Source organism: Pantoea sp. AS-PWVM4 (assembly GCF_000468095.1).
In the GTDB taxonomy this organism is placed as follows: Bacteria; Pseudomonadota; Gammaproteobacteria; order Enterobacterales; family Enterobacteriaceae; genus Pantoea; species Pantoea phytobeneficialis.
This window is the reverse complement of sequence record NZ_ASZC01000007.1, coordinates 75,175-99,460: the sequence shown is the minus strand read 5'-3', so window position 1 is coordinate 99,460 and position 24,286 is coordinate 75,175. Positions and strand designations below refer to the sequence as shown.

The following is a 24,286-nucleotide window of genomic DNA, read 5'->3' as shown; positions in this document are numbered from 1 at the left end:
AAGATGACGAATTCATTAATACAGTGGCTGCGACATATCAGCTTTCTGATAAGAAAAGAAATGCTGACGATCATCAAAGAACCCGCCAACCGGGTGATCCTGATTGCGCCGGCATTTTTGCAGGCCGTACTCTTCGGTTATGCCGCAACCTATGATGTCAATCATGTTGACTACGCCGTCCTGGATCAAAGCAGAAGTCAGTCTTCCATCGAGATTCTGTCGCATCTTGATGGCACCGGTGTTTTTAACCGTACGGCGACCCTGACTTCATCTGCCCAGATAGCGCAGACTGTCATGGACGGTAAAGCGCTTATGGTACTGACTTTCCCACCCGACTTTGAGGATAAACTCAACCAGGGCTTAGCCTCCCCCATGCAGGTAATTTTGGATGGGCGTAACTCTTCAACGGCCGGGGCCGCAGCAAGTTATATCTCTGCGGTAGTCACTGGCTTCAATCAGAGAAGTGCTGGCCCTTCTGCCATGAACGTCGTGGTCAGAGCCTGGTATAACCCAAATTTTGAGTCTCGCTGGGGAATAATGCCTACTCTGATTGCGGCACTCAGCATGATTCAAACCCTGTTACTTTCTGCTCTGTCTGTCGCCAGAGAACGGGAACAGGGAACATTTGATCAACTGCTTGTAACCCCTTTTACACCCATGCAGCTACTGGTTGGCAAAGCCATACCGCCAGTATTGGTGGGCCTGGTACAGTCGACGATAATTTTACTGATCATTCTGTTCTGGTTCCGGATACCGATGAACGGCTCGTTTCTGGTGCTCTACACCGGCCTGTTGTGCTTCAACATTGCTGCGGTTGGTCTGGGGCTGTCGATTTCGGCTGTTTCCATCAATATGCAACAGGCGATGCTTTACACCTTCTTGCTGATTATGCCGCTCATGCTGCTTTCCGGGCTGCTTACTCCAGTACAAACCATGCCTGACCTGCTCAATACCCTCACCTATGCCAACCCCTTGCGCTTTGCCATCGATCTGGTGCGCCGGGTCTATCTCGAGGGAGCCGGATTCGCTGATATCGCCTTTGATTTTATCCCAATGCTTGCCCTGGCTGTTGTCACTATGCCGCTGGCTGCATGGTTGTTTCGTAACCGACTGTACTGATGCAGGAATGAAGATGAATCTCAGTGTTTCCCACTTAAATCGTCCTGGGTTGTCCGTCGTGGCAACGTTGCTGGCGATGATACTCGTTAGCGGTTGTACCGTTGGTCCTGATTTCAAAAAACCACAGCAGAAAGCTCCGGCTGACTGGACAAGCTGGCGTAGTGCTGATCCTGCGTTGCTTAATGTTCCCGGTGCCGCTGCGGTAGCGGATAACCAGTGGTGGAAAAGATACGATGACCCCACGCTCAATGTGCTGGTTGAAAAGGCCTTAACTGCCAGTCCTGATATCAGAACAGCCGCGCTTCGGTTTGCCAGCGCACGCGCACAGCAACACATCACGTCGTCGCAACAAACGCCAAATGTCAATGCGACAGCCAGTATCACCCGCAATCAGCAAAGCGAAAACAGCCCTTCGACCAGAGCGTTAAAAGAGGTTCTGCCAAATCCGGATGAGCTCATCACGCTGATGACCGATCCCTACAACTGGTATCAGGGAGGACTGGATTTTAGTTGGGAAATTGACTTCTGGGGGCACGTCCGTCGCGCCATTGAGGCTTCCGAAGCTGACAGCGCCGCGCAGCAGGCCCAGCTTGAATTTGCCAGATTGAGTATTGTTGGTGACGTGGTTAACAGTTACTGGACTTTGCGGGGTGTGCAGCAGCAAATCAGCCTGGCAAAAGATGATGAGAGAGCACTTGATGAACGTCTGTCGTTGATTCGAGCACGAACGTTGGGTGGTGCACAGGATAATACGGATCTTGAACGGCAACGCAGTGAACTGGCAGCGACGCGGGCAAATCTTATTGAATTACAGGCACAGGAGGGGGTGACGACAAATCAGCTTCTTCTGCTGCTGAATGAACGTCCTGGTGCATTGAAAACGTTGCTGCAATTCAAACCTGGCAGCTTACAGGCGGGTAATCTGCCGCCTTTACAGTTAGGTATCCCCTCCGAGGTCGCGTCAAACCGACCTGACATCAAAGCTGCGGAAGCACATCTTCATGCTGCCACGGCCAGAATTGGCGTGGCTGAAGCAGAGCTTTACCCCAGTATCACGATCGGTGCTCAAATTGGTATGGATACCTACAGTGCGGGTAATTTCGGTGAATGGGGCAGCCGCAGTTGGTCCGTTGGCCCAAGCCTCAATTTACCGATTTTCGATCGAGGACGACGTAAAGCGACTGTCGTATTGCGGGAGACTGATCAGCAACAGGCCGCTGTCGATTATCAGAAAACTGTCCTGAGAGCGTGGCAGGAAATTGATGACGCTTTAAGCCGTTATAGCGCAGCCCAACAAAAACTCGCTGAACAACAAACGCGGGCTGAGAGTTCTGCTCAGGCTCTGGCCCTGATTGAGGCACGCTATAACGGCGGATTAACCAGTTTTATTAATGTCCTGGATGCCCAACGTAGCGATATTCAGGCACGTCAGGCATTGGCAATGAGCCAGCGGGATCTTAAGACGGCATGGGCGGCGGTGAATCGTGCTGTGGGTAACTATCCACGTTAATTCACACCAGCAAATTGTTTTTCAGTGGGAAATCGTGAGGATTTCCCGCTCTGATAACCCCTCTGAACGAAGGTGGTAGCCATGAATCTCAAACACAGATTATCTAAGCCCTGAAGCAGGTGAATATGCGGATAGACCGTAAGATTCTGGAGGTTACCGACCGGCGGCCGACCACACATCTTGCCGCAGAACATCTCGGCATTCCGCCCCGGAAAATCTCCAATAATGAGTGGCCCTGCCAGTAGAAAAATTACGAAATTGAAAATTAAACCATATAAATCATATATTTATAATATTTTTTCTTCAAGAGTTGAATCACCTCCTGATATTCGCCTCCCTTCTTTGTAATATTTTCTTCCTTTTATGAACACCGATCATCTTCGAAATTGAGAGAATTAACATAAACAATGAAAATATAAAAACCCATAAATCGAACATATCACATTCCAAAAAATCGATGTCTATTTATATAAATACATTTAACTGTTGAAATCAAAGCCCTTTCAGTTAAATGGTTCTTAATGTTAAGCTTTCTTTTGCAATAGGATAAGTTATTTTTTATAGTAGAACGGCTTTTATTTGTTATCACTGATATCATCTCACCTTTAACGCCACACGATTGAAGATAAATGATATCCATATTTACCTTGGATATTTTTTTTACCGTCGTATTTCTAAATCTGACCGAGCTGTATACGTATCCAATCAAGTCATCAATAGATGTTCGCAACGAGATAAAGTGGATGCCCTCTAAAAATTCGAAACTATCCTCTTCAGAAGTCAGTATGAAGACCACTGAATTCTCGCCGTAAACCTCACGAAGTTTCAAAGCATCATCAACCTTACGCTCAAAGTCACTTGATGCACAATCTAACATTATTAGAGTGGTATCTTTTAATCTGCTTACCAACCCGTTCAGGAACAAATTTGCAAGCCCGGTATATGTAAAATGGCAATCAGTATAAAATATTACAGTAGCATTATTTAGATAGATAGCCCTTACGCTTCTTAGCGGCACAACACACCTCAAAATTTTTATAAAAAAACACCATCCCTAATCAGATATTTCACTGAGGGTCATTTGCGTCCATAACAAACCTGGAGCTTTCAACCTTAAAAAATAAAGATAATTTTCGAAATCCTTACACTTTAATCATAACAATATGACCACTGTGGTATTATCACTCATTGGAGAGTGGCTTTAAGAAAATATCAAAATCGCGCGCATCCAACGATCACTCCCTAAAATGAGCCCAACGCATAATATCAATCATAAAACCAGTTAAAATACCAAAAATTAAGATTACTACGCAACACCTAACATCCTCATAAGGCTTATGAATTGAATTAATGTGTTCTTGCCGCATAATAATAGGTTAGGACTAATACTAACTAAAAATTGTAATAATCTTGCTCTTTAAGATCTCCAATACCATTGAATCAAGAAAATAAAATCAAAAATAAAATAGTTTAAATTTTATTTTGTTAGCATATTCACAGAAAACTAAAACTTAAGATAATTGAGAAACCATTCCGTTACTATCACATTGAAAACTCCATCTGAATTACTCCATATGAATACCTTCATACTCCCTTGTTCTATAGGCTTTTTATGAGAAATTTTCATAGAGGCTATGAATGAAACATCATTGACAGGGCATGTCTATTTAGTAAAATTACTATGTAACATTATGTTTAAATTGAACTTTCAATAAATCCATCCTTTTGCCACTCATCCGCGTTTCTTCAAACACCCGGGGATTAATATCATGACCAGATGTGAAAAAATCATTCGTGATATCGAAGAGTGGATTGAGATGAACATTAACTCAGCAATAAAAATAGATGATCTGGCCAGGCGAACAGGTTTATCAAAGTGGTACTTCCAAAGAATGTTTTACCGTGTTAAAAATGAAAGTATTGCCAGCTACATTAGAGATTTGAAGCTGTTAAAGGCCGCGCAAGACCTCGCTTTTAGTGAAGAGAACATCACTTCCATTTATAGTAAGTATGGGTTTAAATCCCAGGCATCCTTCACACGATCATTCACTAAAAAATACATGCACCCGCCATTGAAATTTAGGTGCTTGTGTAAAAATAACCCAGAGATAGAGTATCTCTCAGCAAACATAAAACCCATTGAGAAATTGGATAATGAGAGTGGGAATCTACTGTACTCGATCAGACATGGGTAACGATATCGGATAGCTTTTCATGTCACATGCTCTTTAAAAATCACAATTCAAACGCATCCATAGCATCATCCAAAACCTCATCACTCAACCCAATCAATTAAATGCATTTCAAACCCTAAAAAAATAAAGGCAATTCGAAAAAAACATTGAATTGCCTGTGGCCAGCCAAGTGGATGCTTAAAATTATACCTACTCAGAACCTCGGTTTAACGTGCACTATCTTGTGTTTTCTCAGGTTACATTTCGTGCGCGTTGGATAGCTTGCATATAAATTGTAAAGGCTTTTTCCATATCTGGATTTTCTTTGACTACTGCTGGCCCCGTCGGCAAAAGTTTAGTAAAGAAAGCATCACGCTCACTATCGGTTAGCGTAATAATGTTCCCACCTTTTTTAACCCATTTGCTCTTCGCGTCGTTAACATCGTCAATTGAGAACTGACGTACAGAGGCGGTAGCTTCCTGCCCAGATTGAACGATAATCTCCTGTAATTCCTTAGAGAGATCGCTAAACCAGTCAGCTGATACAGCAGCCATCGAAGAAATGACCCCGTGATTTGTCTCAATGAAATGCTTCGCACCGTCTGAAAATGACAAACTTTCCATTACAGGAATGCAACTCATCACGGCATCCAGGGTTCCCTGCTGCAATGCAGGTAACACTTCTGACGGTGGCATCGGCAGTGGAGCCCCACCCATCGCCTTGATCTGTGCCTGCTGTATTTTGGCAGGAAGAACACGTACTTTCTTACCAACAAACTGTTCAGGGGTTCTGATTTCTTCTCGGGCACAAAATGCTGAAGGGCCGGACAGGAACATACCCAAACCTTTCAAACCTTTGGACTCACCCAGGCTGAAGAGATAATTGTTTAACTGCTGGTCAGCCAACGTGCGGGCGATATGCTCCATGCCGTCAAACTTACCCGGCGCAGACAAGACACTGAAGGCCTCATTTATACCACTCAGAAATTCAGGAGGAGCAACAACCCCCTGTATCGTAGACATCTGGGTTTGTTCAATCAGTCGGGTTGTCGATCCCAATTGGCTGGCTGGAAAAATTTCAACCTTGAGCTGGCCCTGAGCCTTACTTTCAGCAATCCGGGCAAAATTAATCATCCACTGATGCTGCGAATCATTAATGGTTGATGTGCCAATTTTCATTACTGTGGCGTTTTTCGCAAACGCTTTCAGTGGCAGAACGCTCAACGCCATACCCGCCGATAACGCTTTTAAAAATGTTCTTCTTTGCATCTTTTTACCCCTGCCTTACAAGTCTGCGATTCTTGAGCCATTTGGTACTACTGTTTAAGAAATCTTCCCTCTGATTATTACCAGACAGAAATCGTATGACAATCGATTATTGACAGATTGTCATACGATTTGTCAATATCGATTCAAGACAGACAAGAGGTAAATCCAATAATGAAAGTTGCAATAATCAATATCGACACCATCGCTACCGGCGACCTGCATAACCCACTCACTGATGGTGGCAACATCATCATGAAAGACGGCAAAATCATTTCCATTGACACAACCAGCAGCTGGGATGATGCCGATGTTGTTATCGATGCCGATGGCATGATGGCAGCACCTGGCTTAATTGATAGTCATGTTCACATCACCTTCGGCGACTACACTCCGCGGCAGAAAACCGTTGGCTTTTTGGAAAGTTATGTTCATGGCGGAGTGACGACCGCAATTTCTGCTTCCGAGGTACATACTCCAGGAAGACCGAAAGATCCTGAGGGAGTTAAAGCACTGGCTGTAGCAGCACGTAAATGCTTCGAGCACTACCGTCCTGGCGGTATGCGTGTTCATGCGGGTTCATTAATTCTGGAGCCGGGACTTACCCGTGCCGATCTTGAGCAGGTCAGGCAACTCGGTGTCTGGATGGTTAAAGCGGGTTTTGGTGCATTTTCTCATCCAGACGAGTATGCACCTTTGGTCAAAATTGCCCGTGAGCTTGGTATGGTATCTATGGTTCACACCGGGGGATCGTCAATTCCCGGATCGAGTGGTATATGGGCAGAAAATCTTTTGGCCATTAATCCTGATGTGTCCTATCACGTTAATGGTGGCCCCACTGCAATACCTGAAGCAGGCTTCGCGCGACTTGTTTACGAATCTGACATCGCGCTTCAACTCTGCACTGCTGGCAATCTCCGCACTTCGTTTCTTGTCACCAGACAATTAATCGAAAAGGGAGACCTGCATCGTCTGCTTATCGCCACGGACACGCCCACCGGGAGTGGCATTATGCCGCTTGGAATCTGGTATACCATCTCTTACCTGGCATCTCTTGGTGTTCTGCCAGCAGAGATAGGTATTGCTGCGGCTACCGGAAACAACGCCCGAGTATATGGTCTGAACAATGGCATCCTGGCACCAGGTAAAGATGCCGATGTTATTTTGATTGATGCATGTGCAGGTGGGTCACAGAACGATGCGCTTTCAGGGCTGACGAATGGTGATGTACCGGCCATTGGTGCTGTGATTACTGATGGCATCCCACGTTTTGTTGGCAGAAGCAGGAACACCCCAGCCACAATCCGGCAGGCTAAAGTCATTAAATCTACTCTCGTGCAGACGTTTTCGTCTGATTCACATTGATTATGGAGAGTGACATATGCAGCCTTCTTCCGAGAATGTTTTATCAGCAGAAGAAAGTGGATTACGCCACTTTGTGATCCGTCTGGGGAATGCAATAAGCACCTTTTGTACCCAATTGTGTGGCCTGTCAATGGCCATCATCGTCTTGATATGTACCTCAAATGTCATTGGGCGTTACTTTTTTCAGCACGCTTTTTCATGGGCTGAAGAAGCAATGGTTTACTGCATGATTTTCGTTATTTTCTTTGCTTCGGCCGCAGTGACCTGGCGTGGACAGCATTTAAGCCTGAACTTACTCATGCCACGCTTTCCTGTTAAGGTTCAGAAAGTCATTTCGATCATCATTAGTCTTGCCGCTATTGCACTTTTGCTTTCTCTGGCATGGGTGTCTTTTGACGTTGTGGGACGTTTTTACCGGTTTGGCCAGGTTTCTGACTCCTTGCGAATCCCTATGTGGATCCCCCAGGGCTTTGTTCCCTGTGGTCTGGTATTGATTGCTCTGATGATGCTGCTGCGTTTAATCGCCTTTGATCCTGTCAGCAAAGAAAACGAGTTTAATGGCGAGGAGCATAAACTATGACTGAATTAATTTTTGTATTGGTACCGCTGGTTCTGATCTGCCTGGGTGTCCCGATCTTTCTGGTGCTTTTCTCAATCTCAATTCTGGGGATATTCCAGCTTGATCTTGCGTCATTGAAAGTTATCCAATCAACCATGTTTGGTGGGCTCGACAATTTTACGTTGTTGGCTATCCCATTGTTCATTCTGGCCGGTGACATTATGGCGCAAGGCGGTATAGCTAAACGCCTTATTGCTTTCATCATGACTTTAGTCGGTGGTATCCCCGGATCAATGGGTGTTGCGGCTATTGGTAGCGCATCAGCATTTGGTGCCATGTCTGGATCATCTGTTGCCTGTGTTGCAGCGATTGGGAAGCTGACAATTCCCGCGATGGAACAACAGGGATATGGCAAGAAATTCGCGACAAGCCTTATCGCCGCTACAGGGGTGATTGACATCATCATCCCCCCTTCAATATCCATTATTGTCTATGCGATCACCGCCCAAGTTTCAGTAACAAAACTGTTTACGGCCGGTATCGTTCCCGGAATCATCATTGCCATTTTTCTTGCCTGTTATGTCATGGTGCGTGCGGGTTCGATGAATATTGCTCGCACGACACGTAGCCGTTTTAGTGAAATCGCAAAAGCCGCACGCTCCGCCGTCTGGGCCATGATGGCACCGGTTATTATTATTGGTGGAATTTACGGTGGCGTATTTACACCAACAGAAGCCGCCGGCATTGCCTGTGCCTATGCCGCATTCATCTCTGTTTATATTTATAAAGAGCTAAATTGGGTAGGGGTATGGCGCATCTGCGTTCATTCGACCATTCTCGTCGCACAAATCATGCTGCTTGTCGCTGCATCTACCGTATTTGGCTGGGTTATAACTACTTCCGGCATGCCTCAGGAACTGGTTAGCCTGGTTGCAGCTATGCATCTTGAGAACTGGCAATTACTCTTATTAATTAATGTGTTGCTTTTGTTTGTTGGTAGTATTCTCGAACCGTCCCCCGCGATCCTGATCCTGACACCGCTGATGGCCCCGTTAATCGTTAGTACAGGTATTGATCCGATACACTTTGGCATCATTGTCACCATTAACCTCGCAATTGGCATGTTCCTTCCACCTTTTGGTATCAACCTTTTTGCTGCCAATGCTTTGTTTAAAGTGCCGATGCCACAACTCTACCGGGGTGTATTACCCTTCCTGGTTATCTATCTGATAGTTCTGGTGATGATAACTTACATCCCTCAGCTAACAACCGTTCCAGTCAGTTGGTTAAGCTAACTCTGAACCAAAAAAAACCGGCATATCTGCCGGTTTTTATTTTGGTGAATCAAGGCCTGGTCAGTTGCCGGTGCGAAATCTCATTGGCGTACAGGGATATTCCCAACGCAGGTGCTGCATGTCTTGGTAAATCTTCCGTTTGAGCGAGGAACGACTTAACGAGGGCGATGGAACGACGATCATATCCAGCGACCAGTCCGGCAACCTTCTCCACCTCAGTCTGCAACTCGTCAAGTTTGACAACTCGCGCAGCAAGGCCAAACTGTACGGCCTCAGCACCACTCAAAACACGTCCAGTAAAGATCAAATCACCCAGGATATGACGTGACAAAACATAACGATAGTGACTCAGAACGATCGTGGGTGGAATACCATGAGGAATCTCAGGGAAACTGACTTCAGCTTCTTCAGCAATCAAAACAATGTCAGCGCGAGAAGCAAGTGATAACGCTGCTCCTTCACACTGACCATGAATTGCTGTAATGGTTACGGCGCGGCAATTTTGCACGGCCTCATTGAGAGACTGAATCAGACTGAACTCGGCAACAATATCCGCAGGATCAGCAGACTGTTGTGCAGGACGTTGTCGTCCGAGGGAAAACAGCGAGCCTTCAGCTTTCAAAATGATTACCGCCGGCCCCCCCTTAAGCGGATCTGCGGAACGGTACTCGTCCAACAGAGAATGGACCATCTCAGGTGAGAGGCGATTATCGGCCTCAGGGCGGTTGAGGCTGAGGGTAAGGATGTCCCCTTTCATGCTGCGAATCAGGGTCATAGCATCTCCTTAGCAATGGAATTCATTCAAAATATTATCAGCAACAGTAATTCGAGCATCAGCATTTCGGGCCAGTTCGAGTTTGGCACTTTCAAGCTCGGCCGCTGTTTTCACTGACTGTTCGCTTTCCATCCAGCTGCGAGCAAAGATGTAGACGAATGCATTACGTGCATAACGCTCTCTGCCGTATGCATTCAAGCGGTCCTCGACAGAACCCTCTGAAGACAGCAGATATTTAGCCAGTACCCAGGCATCTTCTACGGCCATAGCGGCTCCGGCAGTGAGATGAGGTGGAACGACATGCGCTGCATCTCCACCAATGACAACTCTGCCTTTATTCCAGGGGTAAGGCACAATAAATGGCTCAAGAGCCCCATAAACAATCGGGCTGCTCACAGTTAATGACTCAGCAATATCCGCTACGTATCCGCCAAACTGGGAAAGGCGTTCTTTCATAAGAAGATGCATTTCATCCTGGGCAAACATTCTTGCTGGGTCTTCGGGGCGAATATTAAACAGGTACATTTTATCCTGCGAGATAGGTATCGCCCCCACTTTTCCGCCCACGCCTTGCAGAAACTCCATACCTGTAACTTCTGATGGACGCGGTACTTGCACACGCCAGGCACCGATTCCCGAAGGCATTGGACCGAACATGTCCCCAACAATATGTTGACGGGTGCTCGAACGGATGCCATCAAATCCAGCAACAACATCAAAGGTCTCGCAGCTGCCATCGGACAGGATGACCTCACTGCCATGTTGCCCATTGAAGCTCTGAATTTCTGTATTAAAGCGAAACTTGACTCCCGCCTTTTGTGCACGCTGATACAAGATATCGTGTAATGTTTTACGCGACAGAGCACAGAATGCCGGTAGCCCCTGTCCGCCCATACGGAAACGATGCTCAACGATTAACTGTCTCTGAGGATCAAAAATCGACATATGGTTATAAGAGAAGCCAGCATCCAGAATCTCTTCGATCAACCCAAATTCCTGATACACGCGTAAAGCGTTAGTCGGCTGTCCAAGTCCAACACCAGGCACATTAAAATCGGGGCGTTTTTCAATTAATGTGGTTTCCACACCACGAGTTGATAACGCAAGAGCCAGGCTCAATCCGCCAATACCGCCACCGGCAATGAGAACTTTTTTTACTGTGTTCATTACATCTAACCTCTTTTGTCCTGCGCCCAGTCAACAATCCACTTAGCCAGTGAAAACAACCTGGCATCCTGACGATGCCCACTAATCATTTGCAAACCTAATGGCATACCCTGGTCCTGGAGTAAAGGCAGGCTAAGGGCTGGTGCCCCCAGGTAAGATGCAGGAATATTAAATGAAGGATCTCCCGTGGTAGAAAAATCGAGAGGAGCAGCGGAAACGGCACCTAATGTCAGAATGCAATCATAGGCATTCATCACGTCATGTAACCTCGCTCTCGCGCTATCACGTTCACTTAAGGCGGCCGCATAATCTGCCTGAGTCATAGCATCGCCTTTATCCAGCCGCATTTTCATCGCCTGTGAGATACCGATATTGTCAGGATGATTATATGTATTGAGTGGCCAACGCATTTCCCACTCCAGGACTCGCCAGGTTTTATCAAAGGCGCCAGCAATCGCTTTTTCCAAACCAGCAACCAATGAACAGCTGGTGGCATCAACCACAGAAATGCCGGCTGCGCTTAATTTATGCAGAATCTGTGAGAATGTGGCTTTCACTTCATCGCTCGCTCGCAGCCATCCATCAGTCAATAACACCGCAACGCGAGTCGGTCGATCGGCACTCACTGGTACATCCGGGCCCAGCACGCCAACATGACCCGGGTCACCGCCAGCACGAGTCGCGATCTGACGCGTACTTATCCAAATGTCGTCAAGATGCCCACCAATAATACCGACACAACTTTGGCTCAAATAATCGTAAGCCCCACTTCGATTAAGACCGCCCCAGGTAGGTTTATAACCAAACGCACCGTTGTAGCTGGCGGGTCGCAATGTTGAACCGACAACCTGTGATGCCAGAGCTAAAGGCACCATCGCAGCGCCAACAGCAGCTGCCGAACCTGAAGAAGAACCACCAGGTGTACGATTTAGATCGTGGGGATTTTTTGTGGGGTAAAACAGCTCAGTGGAAGCAAATTCTGTGGTAACCGTTTTGCCGATAACGATTGCGCCAGCAGCACGCATCGCTGCAACACTGGCTGCATCACGGAATGTATGTTGTGTTTCGAGCTCAGGAATTCCCTGCCCGGTCGGAAACTCCTGAGTTTCGATGATATCTTTAACGCCAATAACCATACCGTCGAGCAGAGATAATGGCGCATTTTTTCGCCAGCGCTTTTCCGCTTCCTGGACCTGTATTCTGGCGCGTTCGATATCGAGGTGAACAAAGGCCCGAACCTCAGGCTCTTTCATCGCAATGGTGTCAACACAAGCGTCGAAAAGACGAACCGGTGAATCATCGCCTGCTAAAAAAGCGTCGGCATGTGAAACATAAGCAGAAACATTACTCATCACTAACCATCCTCATTCCCCTACAGATAATGGATGCACTTCATCAGCGCATCCCGAAAACTCAACCCTTTATTTTACGAGCCATCACTTCTTCATGGGTCAAGCCACCAACACGCCAGTTGAGACGCTTGCCTGAGGAGGCACAAAAGATAAGAGCAACTTCATCGGCTTGCGGGCATCCGGCGATACTGACCGTCATACCATCATAATGCGAACGAACGTAGACATCGTCTTTATGATTCATAGGGATATCAATTTTATCCCCCGGAACTGCCAGCTTTTGAAATGACGAAATCCAGGCATCAGCACCGCCAATCGCTTCCCGGATGGGGTTAGCAAACGCGGTCGTTAACAGCGCATTAGCGTGCTCAGCTTCACCACCTGAACCTACCAATCCACCTTTGCCGTAACCTTCAATAGGAAAGCCATTCATCACTTCGAGGAGTTTCTGACCCATAAGTTTGCCAATTTCAGGACTCACTTCGATTAAAGAGGAAAGATCAGCCCCTTTTGAATGACATAACGGGTTTTTGATAACAAACACCACCGCAGCCTTACGTAAGGGTTTCTCGACCTTAACAGCACCTTCAGCATAAATATCATCAACTTGCGTATAAATACGACGAATTTCGATTTCCATTGTTTTCCTCAGATTGTATGACGATCTGACACATCTATATCATATTGTCTGTCAATCTTGCAATCCGGGTAGCTGATCGTTGACAATAGTTAATCGCTGGGAATTTAACGAAGTGAACAGGATAATGACGCCAGAGATTGAAGCACCGGAGAAACGTGACGGAATGAAAAAACTGAATATCATGATCGACAAAGACAGCATACGGATGCAGGTCGCTCGTGCTTTGCGGCAGGCCATTATTTCTGGCGAACTCCTTCCTGGGCAGAAGTTAATTGAAGCGGAATTATGTGAAGCTCTGGAGATTTCCCGCCCATCATTACGTGAAGCGCTCAGAACACTGGAAAGCGAACGTCTGGTACATTTCATTCCCAATCGTGGAAGTTTTGTCGCTGAACTGGCATGGAAGGACGCAGAGGAGATTTACGCCACGCGAATGATTCTTGAGCCAGAGATTGCTGCTCAGGCATGTAAATGTAAGGATGAAGGATTACGTGAGCAATTTAGTGTTGCTCTCAATCAGTTCGCCAGTGCAGTGAAAAGCAGCGATAAACTGGGCCAGGTACTTACCACAACACAATTTTATATGGCCCTGGCTGAGATGGCGGAAAACAGGATAGTCAAAGATATCCTCGATGGTCTTAATGCACGTATCAGTGTACTGAGGGCCAGATCAATGTCGAACCCTGAACGTTCAAACCATTCTCTTGATGAAATGTTGGCAATTCATCAAGCCGTAATTGCAGGAAATGAGAGTGAAGCCCGGTCAGCCGCCGCGATCCACATTCGTAATGCTTGCGAAGCGGCTCGGATTGCAATGACAGATTCTGTACGTTAACAAACATAAAACACGTTCGCGTTGTTTAGCGAGTTACGCTAATTGACAGGAAGTTTACCCAGAGGCTTATCTCTGGGTAAATGTTATTCTATAAGCATGCTACTCAAAAATAATATCTCTTATGCCCTGTCAGCAACCAACATTGATTTTCTTGATACTCGCCTAAACTCATCAGCAGGAAGTGGAGTGAAGAAGTAAAATCCTTGAAAGGTTGTACAACCAAATTTTAACATCATCGCCCATTGCTCAGCAGTTTCTATTCCCTCAGCAAGAACCTCAATGTTCAGTTCATGTCCCATCCTTGATATATTTTTTGCAATGACCTCACCTTTGCTTGACTCAGTTGCTGCCGCAACAAAGCTTCTGTCTATCTTTATTTGCTCAAGAGGCAAGCGCCGTAAGTAACTTAAGGAGGAAAACCCAGTTCCAAAGTCGTCAAGAGAAAAGCGAAATCCTGCATTTGATAAGGCATTCATTTTTTCAACAACAACATCAATATCAGAGGCAAAAACGCTTTCAGTTATTTCGAACTTAACTTTTCGGGATGGTATGTTTGCGATTGAGGATTGATGGAGTATTTTTTGTACGAAATCAGGCTGCATAAAGTGGTCAACCGTGATGTTGATTGACATGGTAATATGTTTAGTAGCAGGATCTGTTTGCCAAAATGCAAGTTCGCGAAAAGCCTGTGTGATAACCCAATTACCAATAACTGGCATCATACCCGATTCCTGTGCACAGGGTATGAATTCAGATGGAGATATCATTCCCCGTTCAGGACTTTTCCAACGTATTAATGCTTCAGCACCGGTCAGTTCACCACAACAGTTTACAATTGGTTGATAAAAAAGAACAAATTCATTATTGTATAACGCATTTTGGATTGATCTCGTTTTTTCGTTACGACGAGAGAAATCAATATGCATAACAGCTATACCACCACATAGCATAAGTGTTGAGACAATAGCATTCATCCAGGTACTAAATACCTGGATATTTTTAGGCATTGGTTGAGAAAAGTTAAAAACAAGATTGGAACTACTGAAAATAACAAATGCAACTAAACTAATTCCAATTGCAGCCATTTGAAACAAAGAGCGGTAACGTTGCAGATTTATATATCCAACCAGTGCAATAACAATTAGATAAAGATGTGTTGACCTCTGCGTACCTTCTTGTGGAACATCGAATATTAAACAAAAAGAAATTATATATGCGATAAATACAAACTGGGAAAGCATCAAACCTTCAGGGAAAAAACCTTTAACAGCTATACGCCAGCAAGGAAGTAAAGCAAGGCCCAGTATGATCTCTGATTGTGCCAAACTCCACTCTTGTAATACAGCATAGACGAAAAGCCAAACTAACATTAGAGCGAAGCCAGTGAAAGATGCGACTCTACAGAGAAAAAGCAGATGCTCTTCTCTCAAAGAAAGCATAGTGCGATGATGAGGCATGATGCAGGCACTCCTATTACTTACTATATTTTATTATCAAAAAACATAATGCAACGAGGATGATCTTTCTCACATCAAATCAGACATATGATAATTCATTGTTATCTTATGGCGTAGATTACAATATTAGGACAGCATATTTATTATTCCGCATATTACATATGCAATTTTTTGGGTAATGCATAGCCCGACAATCATATCATCATAAAATATTAATTCTTTACCACTTTTAGCTCAAATTCCGAAGGATCAACTATCTCTTCCAATTTTCCAATTTGGAACATATCACCATTAGCAACAGTTACGCTGATTGTTGTCTCAGGGAAACGAAGATTTTTCACTAAGTGAACCTTTACAGGCTTTCCCTTACCATTAATGTCCATTATCCATCCTACGAAGCCACTTGAAAATCTTGCAAGACTACCAATAGGATAAAAACCATAAGTCTGAATGTACCTGAATAAAATTCTCTTATCGTACTTTTGAATTGTTTCATACAAACTTCGGTATGCTTCGATTGGCGTGCGATGAGGTATGCCATTTCGTGCATGAGTGAGCTTATCTATTGCTTTAATAACAGATAAGGTTTTAACAGTATCAGTAAGATTTTGAGAAGTTTTTCTCTGTGGATACCCTGTACCATTGATGTTTTCGTTGGCATTTTCTATTACATCTCTACAGATATAGCTTAGCTCCCATCCTGAAGCATCAATTCTGTTCAGAAGTGTTTCAACATGACCTTTTAAGATATTCTTCTGGATATCATTCATATTGAGTTTTAGCGAGGGTAACTTTTCACTGACTAATAAGGGTTTTCCCATTGTGTGCAAAAGAGCACCCAGCACAATTTCGCGAATTTGCAGATCATGGGGGTTTTTAATCAATAGCATATCCGCCAGAATTGCAGACACGCGAATAGCATGCCTTAACCAATCAGGCTCATCCCGCAAAAATGATAAGGCAAACAGTAATAACTTTCTGTCTTCCCTAATCATATGAATTAGCGTGTCGGTACAATCATAAAAAAGCTGATGATGTAACTGATTGCGTGACTTTAGATACATCAAACCTACATGTAATCGATGCGCTAATTCAAGAACACCACGTTGCATAGGGGATTGTCGATTTTTTTTATCCCGCTCCATGATTTCACGATGAAGCATTGATTTTTCTTTTTGTCCCGATACAAACAGTGGTGAAGGAAAGATTGCCCTTCCAGTTATACCCGTTCGGAACGCAATCTCCCTTTCAGACTCGTTAACAAAATATACTAGCCGCTCCGATTGTGGAGGCGACATGTTTATAAATTGAATGCCTATCACAGCATATCCATTACTTCCAAACGGTCTGATATATCGTATGGTTCCTTCAGCATAAAAACTTTGGCCATCAGGAAACTCTATTGTGACACCAGGAATGTCTTTCCCATCGTGTACAGCAATACTCTCAGCTATATCAACCTCAACCATGCAACCACCAGTAGAGAGGTTTCTCAATCGACCGGGAACATTGAGAAGATATTGATAAATTTCAATGCTGACGCGAGCTTGCATTCCGAGAATAAAAGGGACTCGTACCGCTCCCCTTTCATCTTCAGTAAAGACGGAATTTGGTAACTGACATTCGAGCCGGTATAACATCGTATCCGTTTTTAATAACTTTGCAGAGACTTTACTGAGAGTATATGTCTCACGCTCCAGATGGTCATGACCTTTCTCCGCCTCGAGATCAAAGCTCAAACCGCCATCCTTGAGATACTCAGCAATATCGGAACCAGAATACTCAACTTCAAGTATCATACGGTTAGCATCCGCATTAATTTCTGTCACTTCAGCTTTCAAAACATAAGGTATACCTCCCTTATATACAGACATCTCGTGAGGATGCTGAAGCAGTGAGTTAATGACACTCGCGGGGGGTATTGAGTAATGTTCCGCCATTCTAATTACCTATAACAAATATTAAACTTTGACAGTTAAACTTCGTAGCAAATGCCTTTGTTGGTGACGGGCATCTGTTCATTGATTTTCAAAAGTCTTTCTTGAAACCAGGTCTGTACATAAATGTTTATGAATTGATAAAGAGCTAATTCAGTTCATCAGGCCTGTAACTTTGCTACCATAGATACTCATAAAGTCTATGGGACTCTAAATTTAATTATCAAAAATAACCTGAGGTTACAATCCCCATAAGCTACCCTGTTAATGAGAAACTCACTAATAAAAGAGCTTTGAACTGGAGAGGTGACTATATTATGGAATAATAAACTTGAGTAAAAATTTGATGCAGGATGATGTGTGAGTTTTTGAATAGATTTCAGCGATCACTTTTTTAGCTTTCAATAGACAAAAACTATTAATAGTAGATGGTTGAGGAAGTTATACGATGCTCAAGTGTTAAGTCATCGCACACTTAAAAGAATAATAATTCGTTTTTGTAAGTAATTCCGGGCTGATAAATTTCTAAGAGGCAATTCGTTGGAAGGAAATTCATCTCAATTTAACGAAATAGCAACATGATTTTTTTTACATTCTGTGCTCATTAATCAGTCACACTCAATACATAAAACCGATCAAGCAAAGAGCACAAAATGAAAATGATCTCTTCGCATATCCCACACGAGTCTAAATTGAACTCGTTGACTCATCTTTGTCATTGTAAAATGGTCCACCGGCATACGGGGGGGAACAGCCATCAGATAAGCATCGAGACCTACAACGCTTGCCAGACTTATCACGTCATCTGCTACCACCACACCATTTTATAGCAGAGCGTCATGAGCCGGGATCGCCGCCCCTGACGCATCAGGATTGTCAATCAGCACAGAATCAATACCTGGCATGCGTTTGCTTTACAAATTGACAAGAAGCCATCTTAAAAAATCTCAATTTCAAAAGAAAAACACTATTACCCAACAGGTGCAAGCCGGGTAAATAATCAAAGAAAGTTAGATTGCAATGTAAATCTTGTAATGATCTCAATGGGCAGAAAAGTATGTGCTGAAATACTCTTATTCCTCTGAAGCGCACTTAATTTATCTATCGTTGTTCTCAATAACTGAACCATATCCTGCGACAGGATATAATCAATCTTTTCTTCCAGTATTAGTTTCTCTGTGACTTTATTGACTTCATGCGTAATTAATATCGGCCTGATGGCGCTTTTGTATTCATCAAGTGCAGCCGCAAGCCCCGCATTACCACCAGCAACGTTATACACCGCTCTGATGTTGGGATCATGACGCAAAAGTTGTATTGCCGCATCATAAGTCTGCTGGGTATTGTCATTACCGGAGACAACCTCAGAGACAACGACTGACGGGAAGGTCTTGCGAATTTGCGCTCTGAATCCAATCTCACGATCATCGTGGCAGCTATAGGAGAGCGTTCCGACGATCACGGCGACATTAGCATTGTTGCAATGCTGTAAATGTCTGCCGAGTATAAAGCCCGCAGCCTGACCTGCAGCGCGATTATTGATCCCGACATACGCGTCCCGGACATCAGGATCGAGGTCGCTGACCAGTGCAACGATGTGTTTACCTTCCTGCCTCAGCTTCTGGACCGCAGCATTAATTACCGGGGTATTTTTTGCCACAACGGCAATGCCATCTGCATGTTTGGCATGCTGATACATCAGGCTAACAACTTCATCGTCATCAACATCAGAGCAACTCGAGATCTTCAGCGTTATTCCACGGGAATCCATCTCATCCTGCAACTTCTCTCCCGCGAACTTCACAGACTCGTTGTACTCCTCTCCAGCCTGAACCACGACCGAAAAAGATGAATTCTGCTTCACCAGCCCGGTATGAACACCACCCGCAGCCTGAACAAGTAATGACGAATAAGCGCGTTGAACGGCCTCGACTGTTTTGGGGTTAACCCCCGGTCGATTATTGAGGACACGGTCTATGGTTGCTCTGCTCAACTGCGTAGCAGCAACCAGCTCTTTCATCGTGGGTTTACGGTTCATAAACAATAACCTGCCTTCAACGTTCCATGATGATGGTGATGTTAACTCACTCACGCCTCCAAGTCTCCGCAAAAACCACATGAGTCATAATGACTCTTTTATAGGATCATTTTGTTGAGGTAATGATACATATTTGTATCATTTTGTTCTCTTTATGATCTAAAATCCATCAACCGACTCATTTGATAATGATTATCATGATCAGGCGGTATAGGGCTGACGTTCGGCCTCATTCAATATCTTAAGTGGACATATTTGAAATGAGAAAAACAGGATGGTTCCCCCCTCTCATTGGGGCGGTGGTTGCTCTGGCAGGGATCTTACTGACAGCAGGAGGTGGTTATCTTGCGGTGTTGGGAGGATCCTGGTTTTACCTCTTCACTGGCCTTGTCTGGCTTTTAACCGGTTACCTTCTGGTACGTAAACAATTTTTCGCCTGGACATTGACCCTGTTGATGACGTTGATTGCCATTGCATGGGCGATCTGGGAAACAGGTACAGATTTCTGGCAATTTCTGCCGCGCGTTATTGTTTTCATCGCCTTTGGCGTACTTGTCTCGCTGTGCATCCCCCAGCTACGCCGGAAAGATGGCACTCAGCCTGTAGGCTGCAAAGCTTCATTAGCGGTAAGCGGCGTTTACGCTGCCGGATTTGTAGCTCTGATCGCAGGTATGTTTGTTCCTCACGCTCAGGTTGAGGCATCTGGCGAAAACGCCAAAGTTGTTCATCCGGATGCAGGTAAGATGGATGGTAATGACTGGCCGGCATGGGGCAGAAACCTCGGCGGTGACAAATATGCGCAGTTTGACCAAATCAACAAAACCAATGTTAAGGACCTGAAACTCGCCTGGACCTACCGCACTGGCGACCTGGCAATTGATGGCTCAGAGTATCAGGTTACCCCCCTCAAAATTGAGGATACGATGTACCTGTGCACCCCGCTCAATAAAGTTATCGCACTGGATCCCACGACGGGTAAAGAGCGCTGGCGCTTCGACCCTAAAATGAAGGTGACGGACAGTAACAAGGGCTGGAAACGCTGCCGCGGCGTGAGCTATGTTGACCTCTCTGCCGATACGTCCTCAAACACGCCAGCCACACCTGGTGCATCTGCTGTAGCGCCCGCCACACTGAATGAATGCCGCAAGCGTATCGTAAGCACCACCAACGATGGCCGACTGTTCGAACTGGATGCTGCAACCGGCAAACTTTGCGCGACTTTTGGTAACCAGGGCTATGTCGATTTGACCGCGGGTATCGGTTCAAGTCCTGAGGGCGGTTCCTATTACCTGACCTCCGCACCGCTTGTCGCTGACGGCGTGATCATGATTGGCGGTAAGCTAAATGACAACATGTCTACCGGCGAACCTTCAGGTGTGGTGCGTGGTTTTGATGTTCGTACCGGCAAGATTCTCTGGGCCTTTGATCCGGCACGCCCTGACAACAGCACACCGCTACCACCAGGAGAAAATTATGCACCAGAGTCACCTAACTTCTGGGGTACAGCCTCCTATGATCCGAAGCTTGGCCTGGCATATTTCCCAACCGGTAACCAGACGCCAGATTTCTGGACCGGCAACCGCCATCCCTATTCAGATGAATTTAACGACGCAATCATCGCAATTGAGTTAAAAACCGGCAAGTTGCGTTGGCATTTCCGCACGGCTAATCAGGATCAGTTTGACTACGATGTTTCGTCACAGCCCATCCTGTACGACATGCCAAATAAAGATGGCACGACAACACCGGTCGTTATTCAGCTAACAAAACGTGGACAGATTTTTATCCTCGATCGTCGTAATGGCAAACCTGTCGCGCCAGTGGAATACCGTAAAGTCCCCACCGATGCGATGCCCGGTATGAAAGTGGCAGATACCCAACCTTATTCTTCAATTTCAGTCGGCGTCCAGCCGTTGAAAGAGGGAGATATGTGGGGAGCGACACTTTTCGATCAACTCTATTGCCGCATCGAATTTAAGAAAATGCGCTGGGAAGGCGAGTGGACGCCGCTTTCAGATAAACAACGCACCCTGATCTGGCCGGGTTATTACGGTGGATTTAACTGGGGTGGCGGCGCTCTGGATGCCTCAACTGGCACGCTGATCGTCAACGATATTCGTATGGCGATGTGGGGGCAGTTCATCAAGCGCGAGGAAGCGGCTAAACATGGCCTGGTGCCCTCCACCGAAGGTGAATATTCTGAGCAGAAAGGCACGCCCTGGGGCGTGGAACGTTCAATGTTCCTCTCGCCGCTCGGTACGCCATGCTTCAAACCGCCTTTTGGCAGCATGACGGCTATCGATTTGGCTACCGGAAAAACCAAGTGGCAGGTGCCAATGGGCAGTATCCAGGATGCACCTATCCACGGCATCTTCCCGGGAGAGGGTGTCGTGCCACACCTTTATATCCCGATCGGCATGCCTACGCTGGGCGGCCCATTGGTCACTGGCGGTGGACTGACATTCTTCCACGGCTCGCTGGATTACTATGTACGCGCGCTGGACAACGATACGGGTAAAGAGCTCTGGCGCTCACGTCTGCCTGTCGGCGGTCAGGGTGTACCCATGAGTTACATCGGCAAGGATGGTAAGCAGTATATCGTGGTGGTGGATGGTGGTGCGACCCGCACCGGTACCAACAAAAATCGCGGTGATTACGTTATGGCTTACGCGTTGCCATAACGCAAAGACAATGCCCGGCAGTGCCGGGCATTCCTTCACAGGTTAAATGTTTTTTGGATAAACCTTCGCGCTCTGGTGACCGTCACTTCTGGTGGTTCCAGTGAGGGATCCTGTTCAGCTTCAACCACCATCCAACCCTGATAGCCGCTGGATTTAACGAATTGCGCAAGTGGCGCGAAATCGACATCGCCATCACCCGGCACGGTAAACATCCCCTTTCTTACTCCATCGTTAAAGCTGAGGTCATGCTGGCGAACCTGCTGCAAAATATCCTGTCGGATATCTTTAAGATGAATATGGTTGATACGATCACCAAATTCTTCCAGCAAATGGGTGTAATCAAATCCTGCGGAGAAGGCATGTCCGGTGTCCAGCAGTAACCCAACCGATGCGCCTGTGGCGGCCATGACTGATCTCACTTCATCCAGCGTCTCAGCCACCATCATCAAGTGATGGTGATAAGCCAAACCAAGCCCGTAACGCGCCTTGAGCGCATCAGCAAAAGCCGTCAGTTTGTCGCCATACGCCTCGAACTGGGCGGATGTTAAGCGCAGTCTTCCGCTCATACCAATATCGAGCGCATGTTCAGGCATATGACCGCATTCGCCATAAACCATGACCTTCACTCCCGTATCTTTCAGTAACGAGGCGAAGGCCCCAACAGCAGCGAGTTCCTCATCAACGCTACGTTCAGCAAGAAATCCACTGTGCCAACCCGAAGCATGCGCTAACCGGTATTTTTGCAGGAGCAGTGCCAGATCTGATGCATTTTTGGGGAAAAGACGACTCATCTCTACGCCGTCATAACCCGCCGCTGCTGCGCCATTGAGGCATATTTCAGCCGTAGCCTCTTTGCCAAATTCCTCAATAACCTCATTTGCCCAGGATAACGGGCTGATTGCAATTTGAACAGGCTGCTTATTTATGTGGGTCATAGCATTTTTTCTCACAATAGAAAGCACACCCGGATGAATTAACCCGGATGCGCTCTGAAGTTGCTTGAGTAATTAAGCGGCGTATTGCTTAAGAGACTGGCAAAGTGCCGTGGTGAGTTCGCTGCTGTCTTTTTCCCATAACGCAGGGCTGATTAATTCAACCGACCAGGCACCATTGAAACCTGTCGCCTTCACGGCCTGTGACCAACGCGTTAAATCTATTTCACCCTCGCCCGGCATACAGGAGCGCAGGATGGTTTCATCCCAGGTGTCGCCTTCATTTTTGGGGACGCGACCATCGCAGAAATGCACGCCGAAAATATGATCTTTATTCATCCGGCTAACCTCTTCAGGCGTACAACCTGCGGCATAGAAGTGCCAGAAATCAACAACGATCCCTACATTTTTCTTACCGACACGCTCAATAACCTCAAGACCTTGCTTTAAGGTTCTGAATTTTGTAAATGCCGGTAATTCAATCATATAGCGTATGCCGTGGCGCTCACCAATAGTGGCTATTGCTGCGATATTGTCAGTCATGATGTCCATAATTTCAGCATCAGACAGATGATCAATACCCTTCCTTGGCAGCACCATGACGGTATCAGTGCCAATCTCCACCGCTTCGCGGGTAATTTTTTCTGCCTCTTCAAGCAGTGCAATCCGGTCGTTTGTTGTAAAACGCTCAATATGGTCCAGAGCACTTAAAAATGAAACAGTTAATCCGGCGTCTTTAATCTTTTTCTTTAACTCTGCTGTTGTACCACCATTTTCCAGATATCTGACAAATTTTGGATAAAAAACCTCCAGGGAATTAAAACCTGCTTCTTTAGCTAACCGTATGTCAGTAATAAGATTTCCGTGCATTGTTGAAATGCCATGCAGAGATGTAATCATGATATTACCTCTTATGTTCAGGGACAGAGTGGAGACAACCAGGTGCTGCGACTGCTCTGGGTATGAGGAGTTTTAACCGCAGTCTCACCTGATATGTTGAGTAAGCTCAGGCTGATACTACTAAAACGTATATTTTAAAAAATACACAAATGGCATTTTCATTTCTCATATGTGAAGGCGATCATAAAATTGACACATAAATGATCATTTGAGTTGCGATTCGAAGAGGTAAACATGATCACTAATGCATCATTTGCATCTCTCGCGAGATGTCTCATGTTGCG

At 45.7% G+C, this 24,286-nt stretch carries 18 protein-coding genes; 8 read left to right on the top strand and 10 right to left on the bottom strand.

The annotated features are described in order from the left end of the window. Positions 1 to 3: 3 nt before the first annotated feature. The 3 genes from L579_RS08875 (at position 4) to L579_RS08865 (ending at position 4,824) form a co-directional block, all read left to right on the top strand. Positions 4 to 1,119: an ABC transporter permease gene (locus tag L579_RS08875; RefSeq protein ID WP_021183915.1), complete on the top strand. Its 1,116-nt coding sequence runs from the start codon at positions 4 to 6 to the stop codon at positions 1,117 to 1,119. Between the two features lie 13 nt (positions 1,120 to 1,132). Next, positions 1,133 to 2,629, top strand: a complete 1,497-nt coding sequence (locus tag L579_RS08870) for an efflux transporter outer membrane subunit (RefSeq protein ID WP_021183914.1) — start codon at positions 1,133 to 1,135, stop codon at positions 2,627 to 2,629. Positions 2,630 to 4,398: 1,769 nt separating this feature from the next. Then, positions 4,399 to 4,824: a helix-turn-helix domain-containing protein gene (locus L579_RS08865; protein WP_071783569.1), complete on the top strand. Its 426-nt coding sequence runs from the start codon at positions 4,399 to 4,401 to the stop codon at positions 4,822 to 4,824. A 231-nt stretch (positions 4,825 to 5,055) separates the two neighbouring features. On the opposite strand, the gene L579_RS08860 is transcribed toward L579_RS08865, so the two are convergent. After that, positions 5,056 to 6,072: a TRAP transporter substrate-binding protein gene (locus L579_RS08860; RefSeq protein ID WP_021183913.1), complete on the bottom strand. Its 1,017-nt coding sequence runs from the start codon at positions 6,070 to 6,072 to the stop codon at positions 5,056 to 5,058. Between the two features lie 171 nt (positions 6,073 to 6,243). Between L579_RS08860 and L579_RS08855 the strand changes: the two genes are divergently transcribed. From L579_RS08855 to L579_RS08845, 3 genes are read left to right on the top strand one after another with little or no spacing between them, the layout of a single operon-like run. Next, entirely contained in the window at positions 6,244 to 7,434 is a 1,191-nt protein-coding gene (locus tag L579_RS08855; protein WP_021183912.1) for an amidohydrolase family protein, read from the top strand. Positions 7,435 to 7,450: 16 nt separating this feature from the next. Next, entirely contained in the window at positions 7,451 to 8,014 is a 564-nt protein-coding gene (locus L579_RS08850) for a TRAP transporter small permease (RefSeq protein ID WP_036626020.1), read from the top strand. Beyond that, positions 8,011 to 9,288: a TRAP transporter large permease gene (locus L579_RS08845; protein WP_021183910.1), complete on the top strand. Its 1,278-nt coding sequence runs from the start codon at positions 8,011 to 8,013 to the stop codon at positions 9,286 to 9,288. The genes L579_RS08850 and L579_RS08845 overlap by 4 nt, the downstream gene beginning before the upstream one ends. 49 nt (positions 9,289 to 9,337) lie before the next feature. Here L579_RS08845 and L579_RS08840 read toward each other — a convergent pair whose 3' ends face one another. The 4 genes from L579_RS08840 to L579_RS08825 form a co-directional block, all read right to left on the bottom strand. Then, positions 9,338 to 10,063, bottom strand: a complete 726-nt coding sequence (locus L579_RS08840; protein WP_021183909.1) for an enoyl-CoA hydratase/isomerase family protein — start codon at positions 10,061 to 10,063, stop codon at positions 9,338 to 9,340. Between the two features lie 9 nt (positions 10,064 to 10,072). Continuing rightward, a complete protein-coding gene (locus tag L579_RS08835) occupies positions 10,073 to 11,230 on the bottom strand; it encodes an FAD-dependent monooxygenase (protein WP_021183908.1) in 1,158 nt (385 codons plus the stop codon). Positions 11,231 to 11,235: 5 nt separating this feature from the next. After that, entirely contained in the window at positions 11,236 to 12,582 is a 1,347-nt protein-coding gene (locus tag L579_RS08830; protein WP_021183907.1) for an amidase, read from the bottom strand. 61 nt (positions 12,583 to 12,643) lie between these two features. Further along, positions 12,644 to 13,222 (bottom strand): amino acid synthesis family protein, encoded by a 579-nt coding sequence (locus L579_RS08825; RefSeq protein WP_021183906.1) that lies wholly within the window; start codon positions 13,220 to 13,222, stop codon positions 12,644 to 12,646. Positions 13,223 to 13,346: 124 nt separating this feature from the next. On the opposite strand from L579_RS08825, the gene L579_RS08820 reads away from it, so the two are divergent. Continuing rightward, positions 13,347 to 14,057, top strand: coding sequence for a GntR family transcriptional regulator (locus tag L579_RS08820; RefSeq protein ID WP_021183905.1), 711 nt, complete (start codon positions 13,347 to 13,349; stop codon positions 14,055 to 14,057). 119 nt (positions 14,058 to 14,176) lie between these two features. Here L579_RS08820 and L579_RS23240 read toward each other — a convergent pair whose 3' ends face one another. From L579_RS23240 to L579_RS08805, 3 genes are all read right to left on the bottom strand, one after another. Beyond that, positions 14,177 to 15,514, bottom strand: coding sequence for a putative bifunctional diguanylate cyclase/phosphodiesterase (locus L579_RS23240; protein ID WP_021183904.1), 1,338 nt, complete (start codon positions 15,512 to 15,514; stop codon positions 14,177 to 14,179). Positions 15,515 to 15,726: 212 nt separating this feature from the next. After that, positions 15,727 to 17,388, bottom strand: a complete 1,662-nt coding sequence (locus L579_RS08810; protein ID WP_081692771.1) for a PilZ domain-containing protein — start codon at positions 17,386 to 17,388, stop codon at positions 15,727 to 15,729. Positions 17,389 to 18,451: 1,063 nt separating this feature from the next. Further along, the gene (locus L579_RS08805; protein WP_036626016.1) at positions 18,452 to 19,489 is read right to left on the bottom strand and encodes a LacI family DNA-binding transcriptional regulator; all 1,038 of its coding nucleotides are present in this window, start codon (positions 19,487 to 19,489) and stop codon (positions 18,452 to 18,454) included. Between the two features lie 260 nt (positions 19,490 to 19,749). Between L579_RS08805 and L579_RS08800 the strand changes: the two genes are divergently transcribed. Then, the gene (locus L579_RS08800; RefSeq protein WP_021183901.1) at positions 19,750 to 22,170 is read left to right on the top strand and encodes a membrane-bound PQQ-dependent dehydrogenase, glucose/quinate/shikimate family; all 2,421 of its coding nucleotides are present in this window, start codon (positions 19,750 to 19,752) and stop codon (positions 22,168 to 22,170) included. A 35-nt stretch (positions 22,171 to 22,205) separates the two neighbouring features. On the opposite strand, the gene iolE is transcribed toward L579_RS08800, so the two are convergent. Both iolE and L579_RS08790 read right to left on the bottom strand, forming a co-directional pair. Beyond that, positions 22,206 to 23,105: a myo-inosose-2 dehydratase gene (gene iolE / locus L579_RS08795; RefSeq protein ID WP_036626013.1), complete on the bottom strand. Its 900-nt coding sequence runs from the start codon at positions 23,103 to 23,105 to the stop codon at positions 22,206 to 22,208. A gap of 72 nt (positions 23,106 to 23,177) precedes the next feature. Continuing rightward, positions 23,178 to 24,002 carry a sugar phosphate isomerase/epimerase family protein gene (locus L579_RS08790; protein ID WP_036626010.1) on the bottom strand — a complete coding sequence of 275 codons (825 nt, stop codon included), beginning with the start codon at positions 24,000 to 24,002 and terminating at the stop codon, positions 23,178 to 23,180. Positions 24,003 to 24,286: the final 284 nt, after the last annotated feature.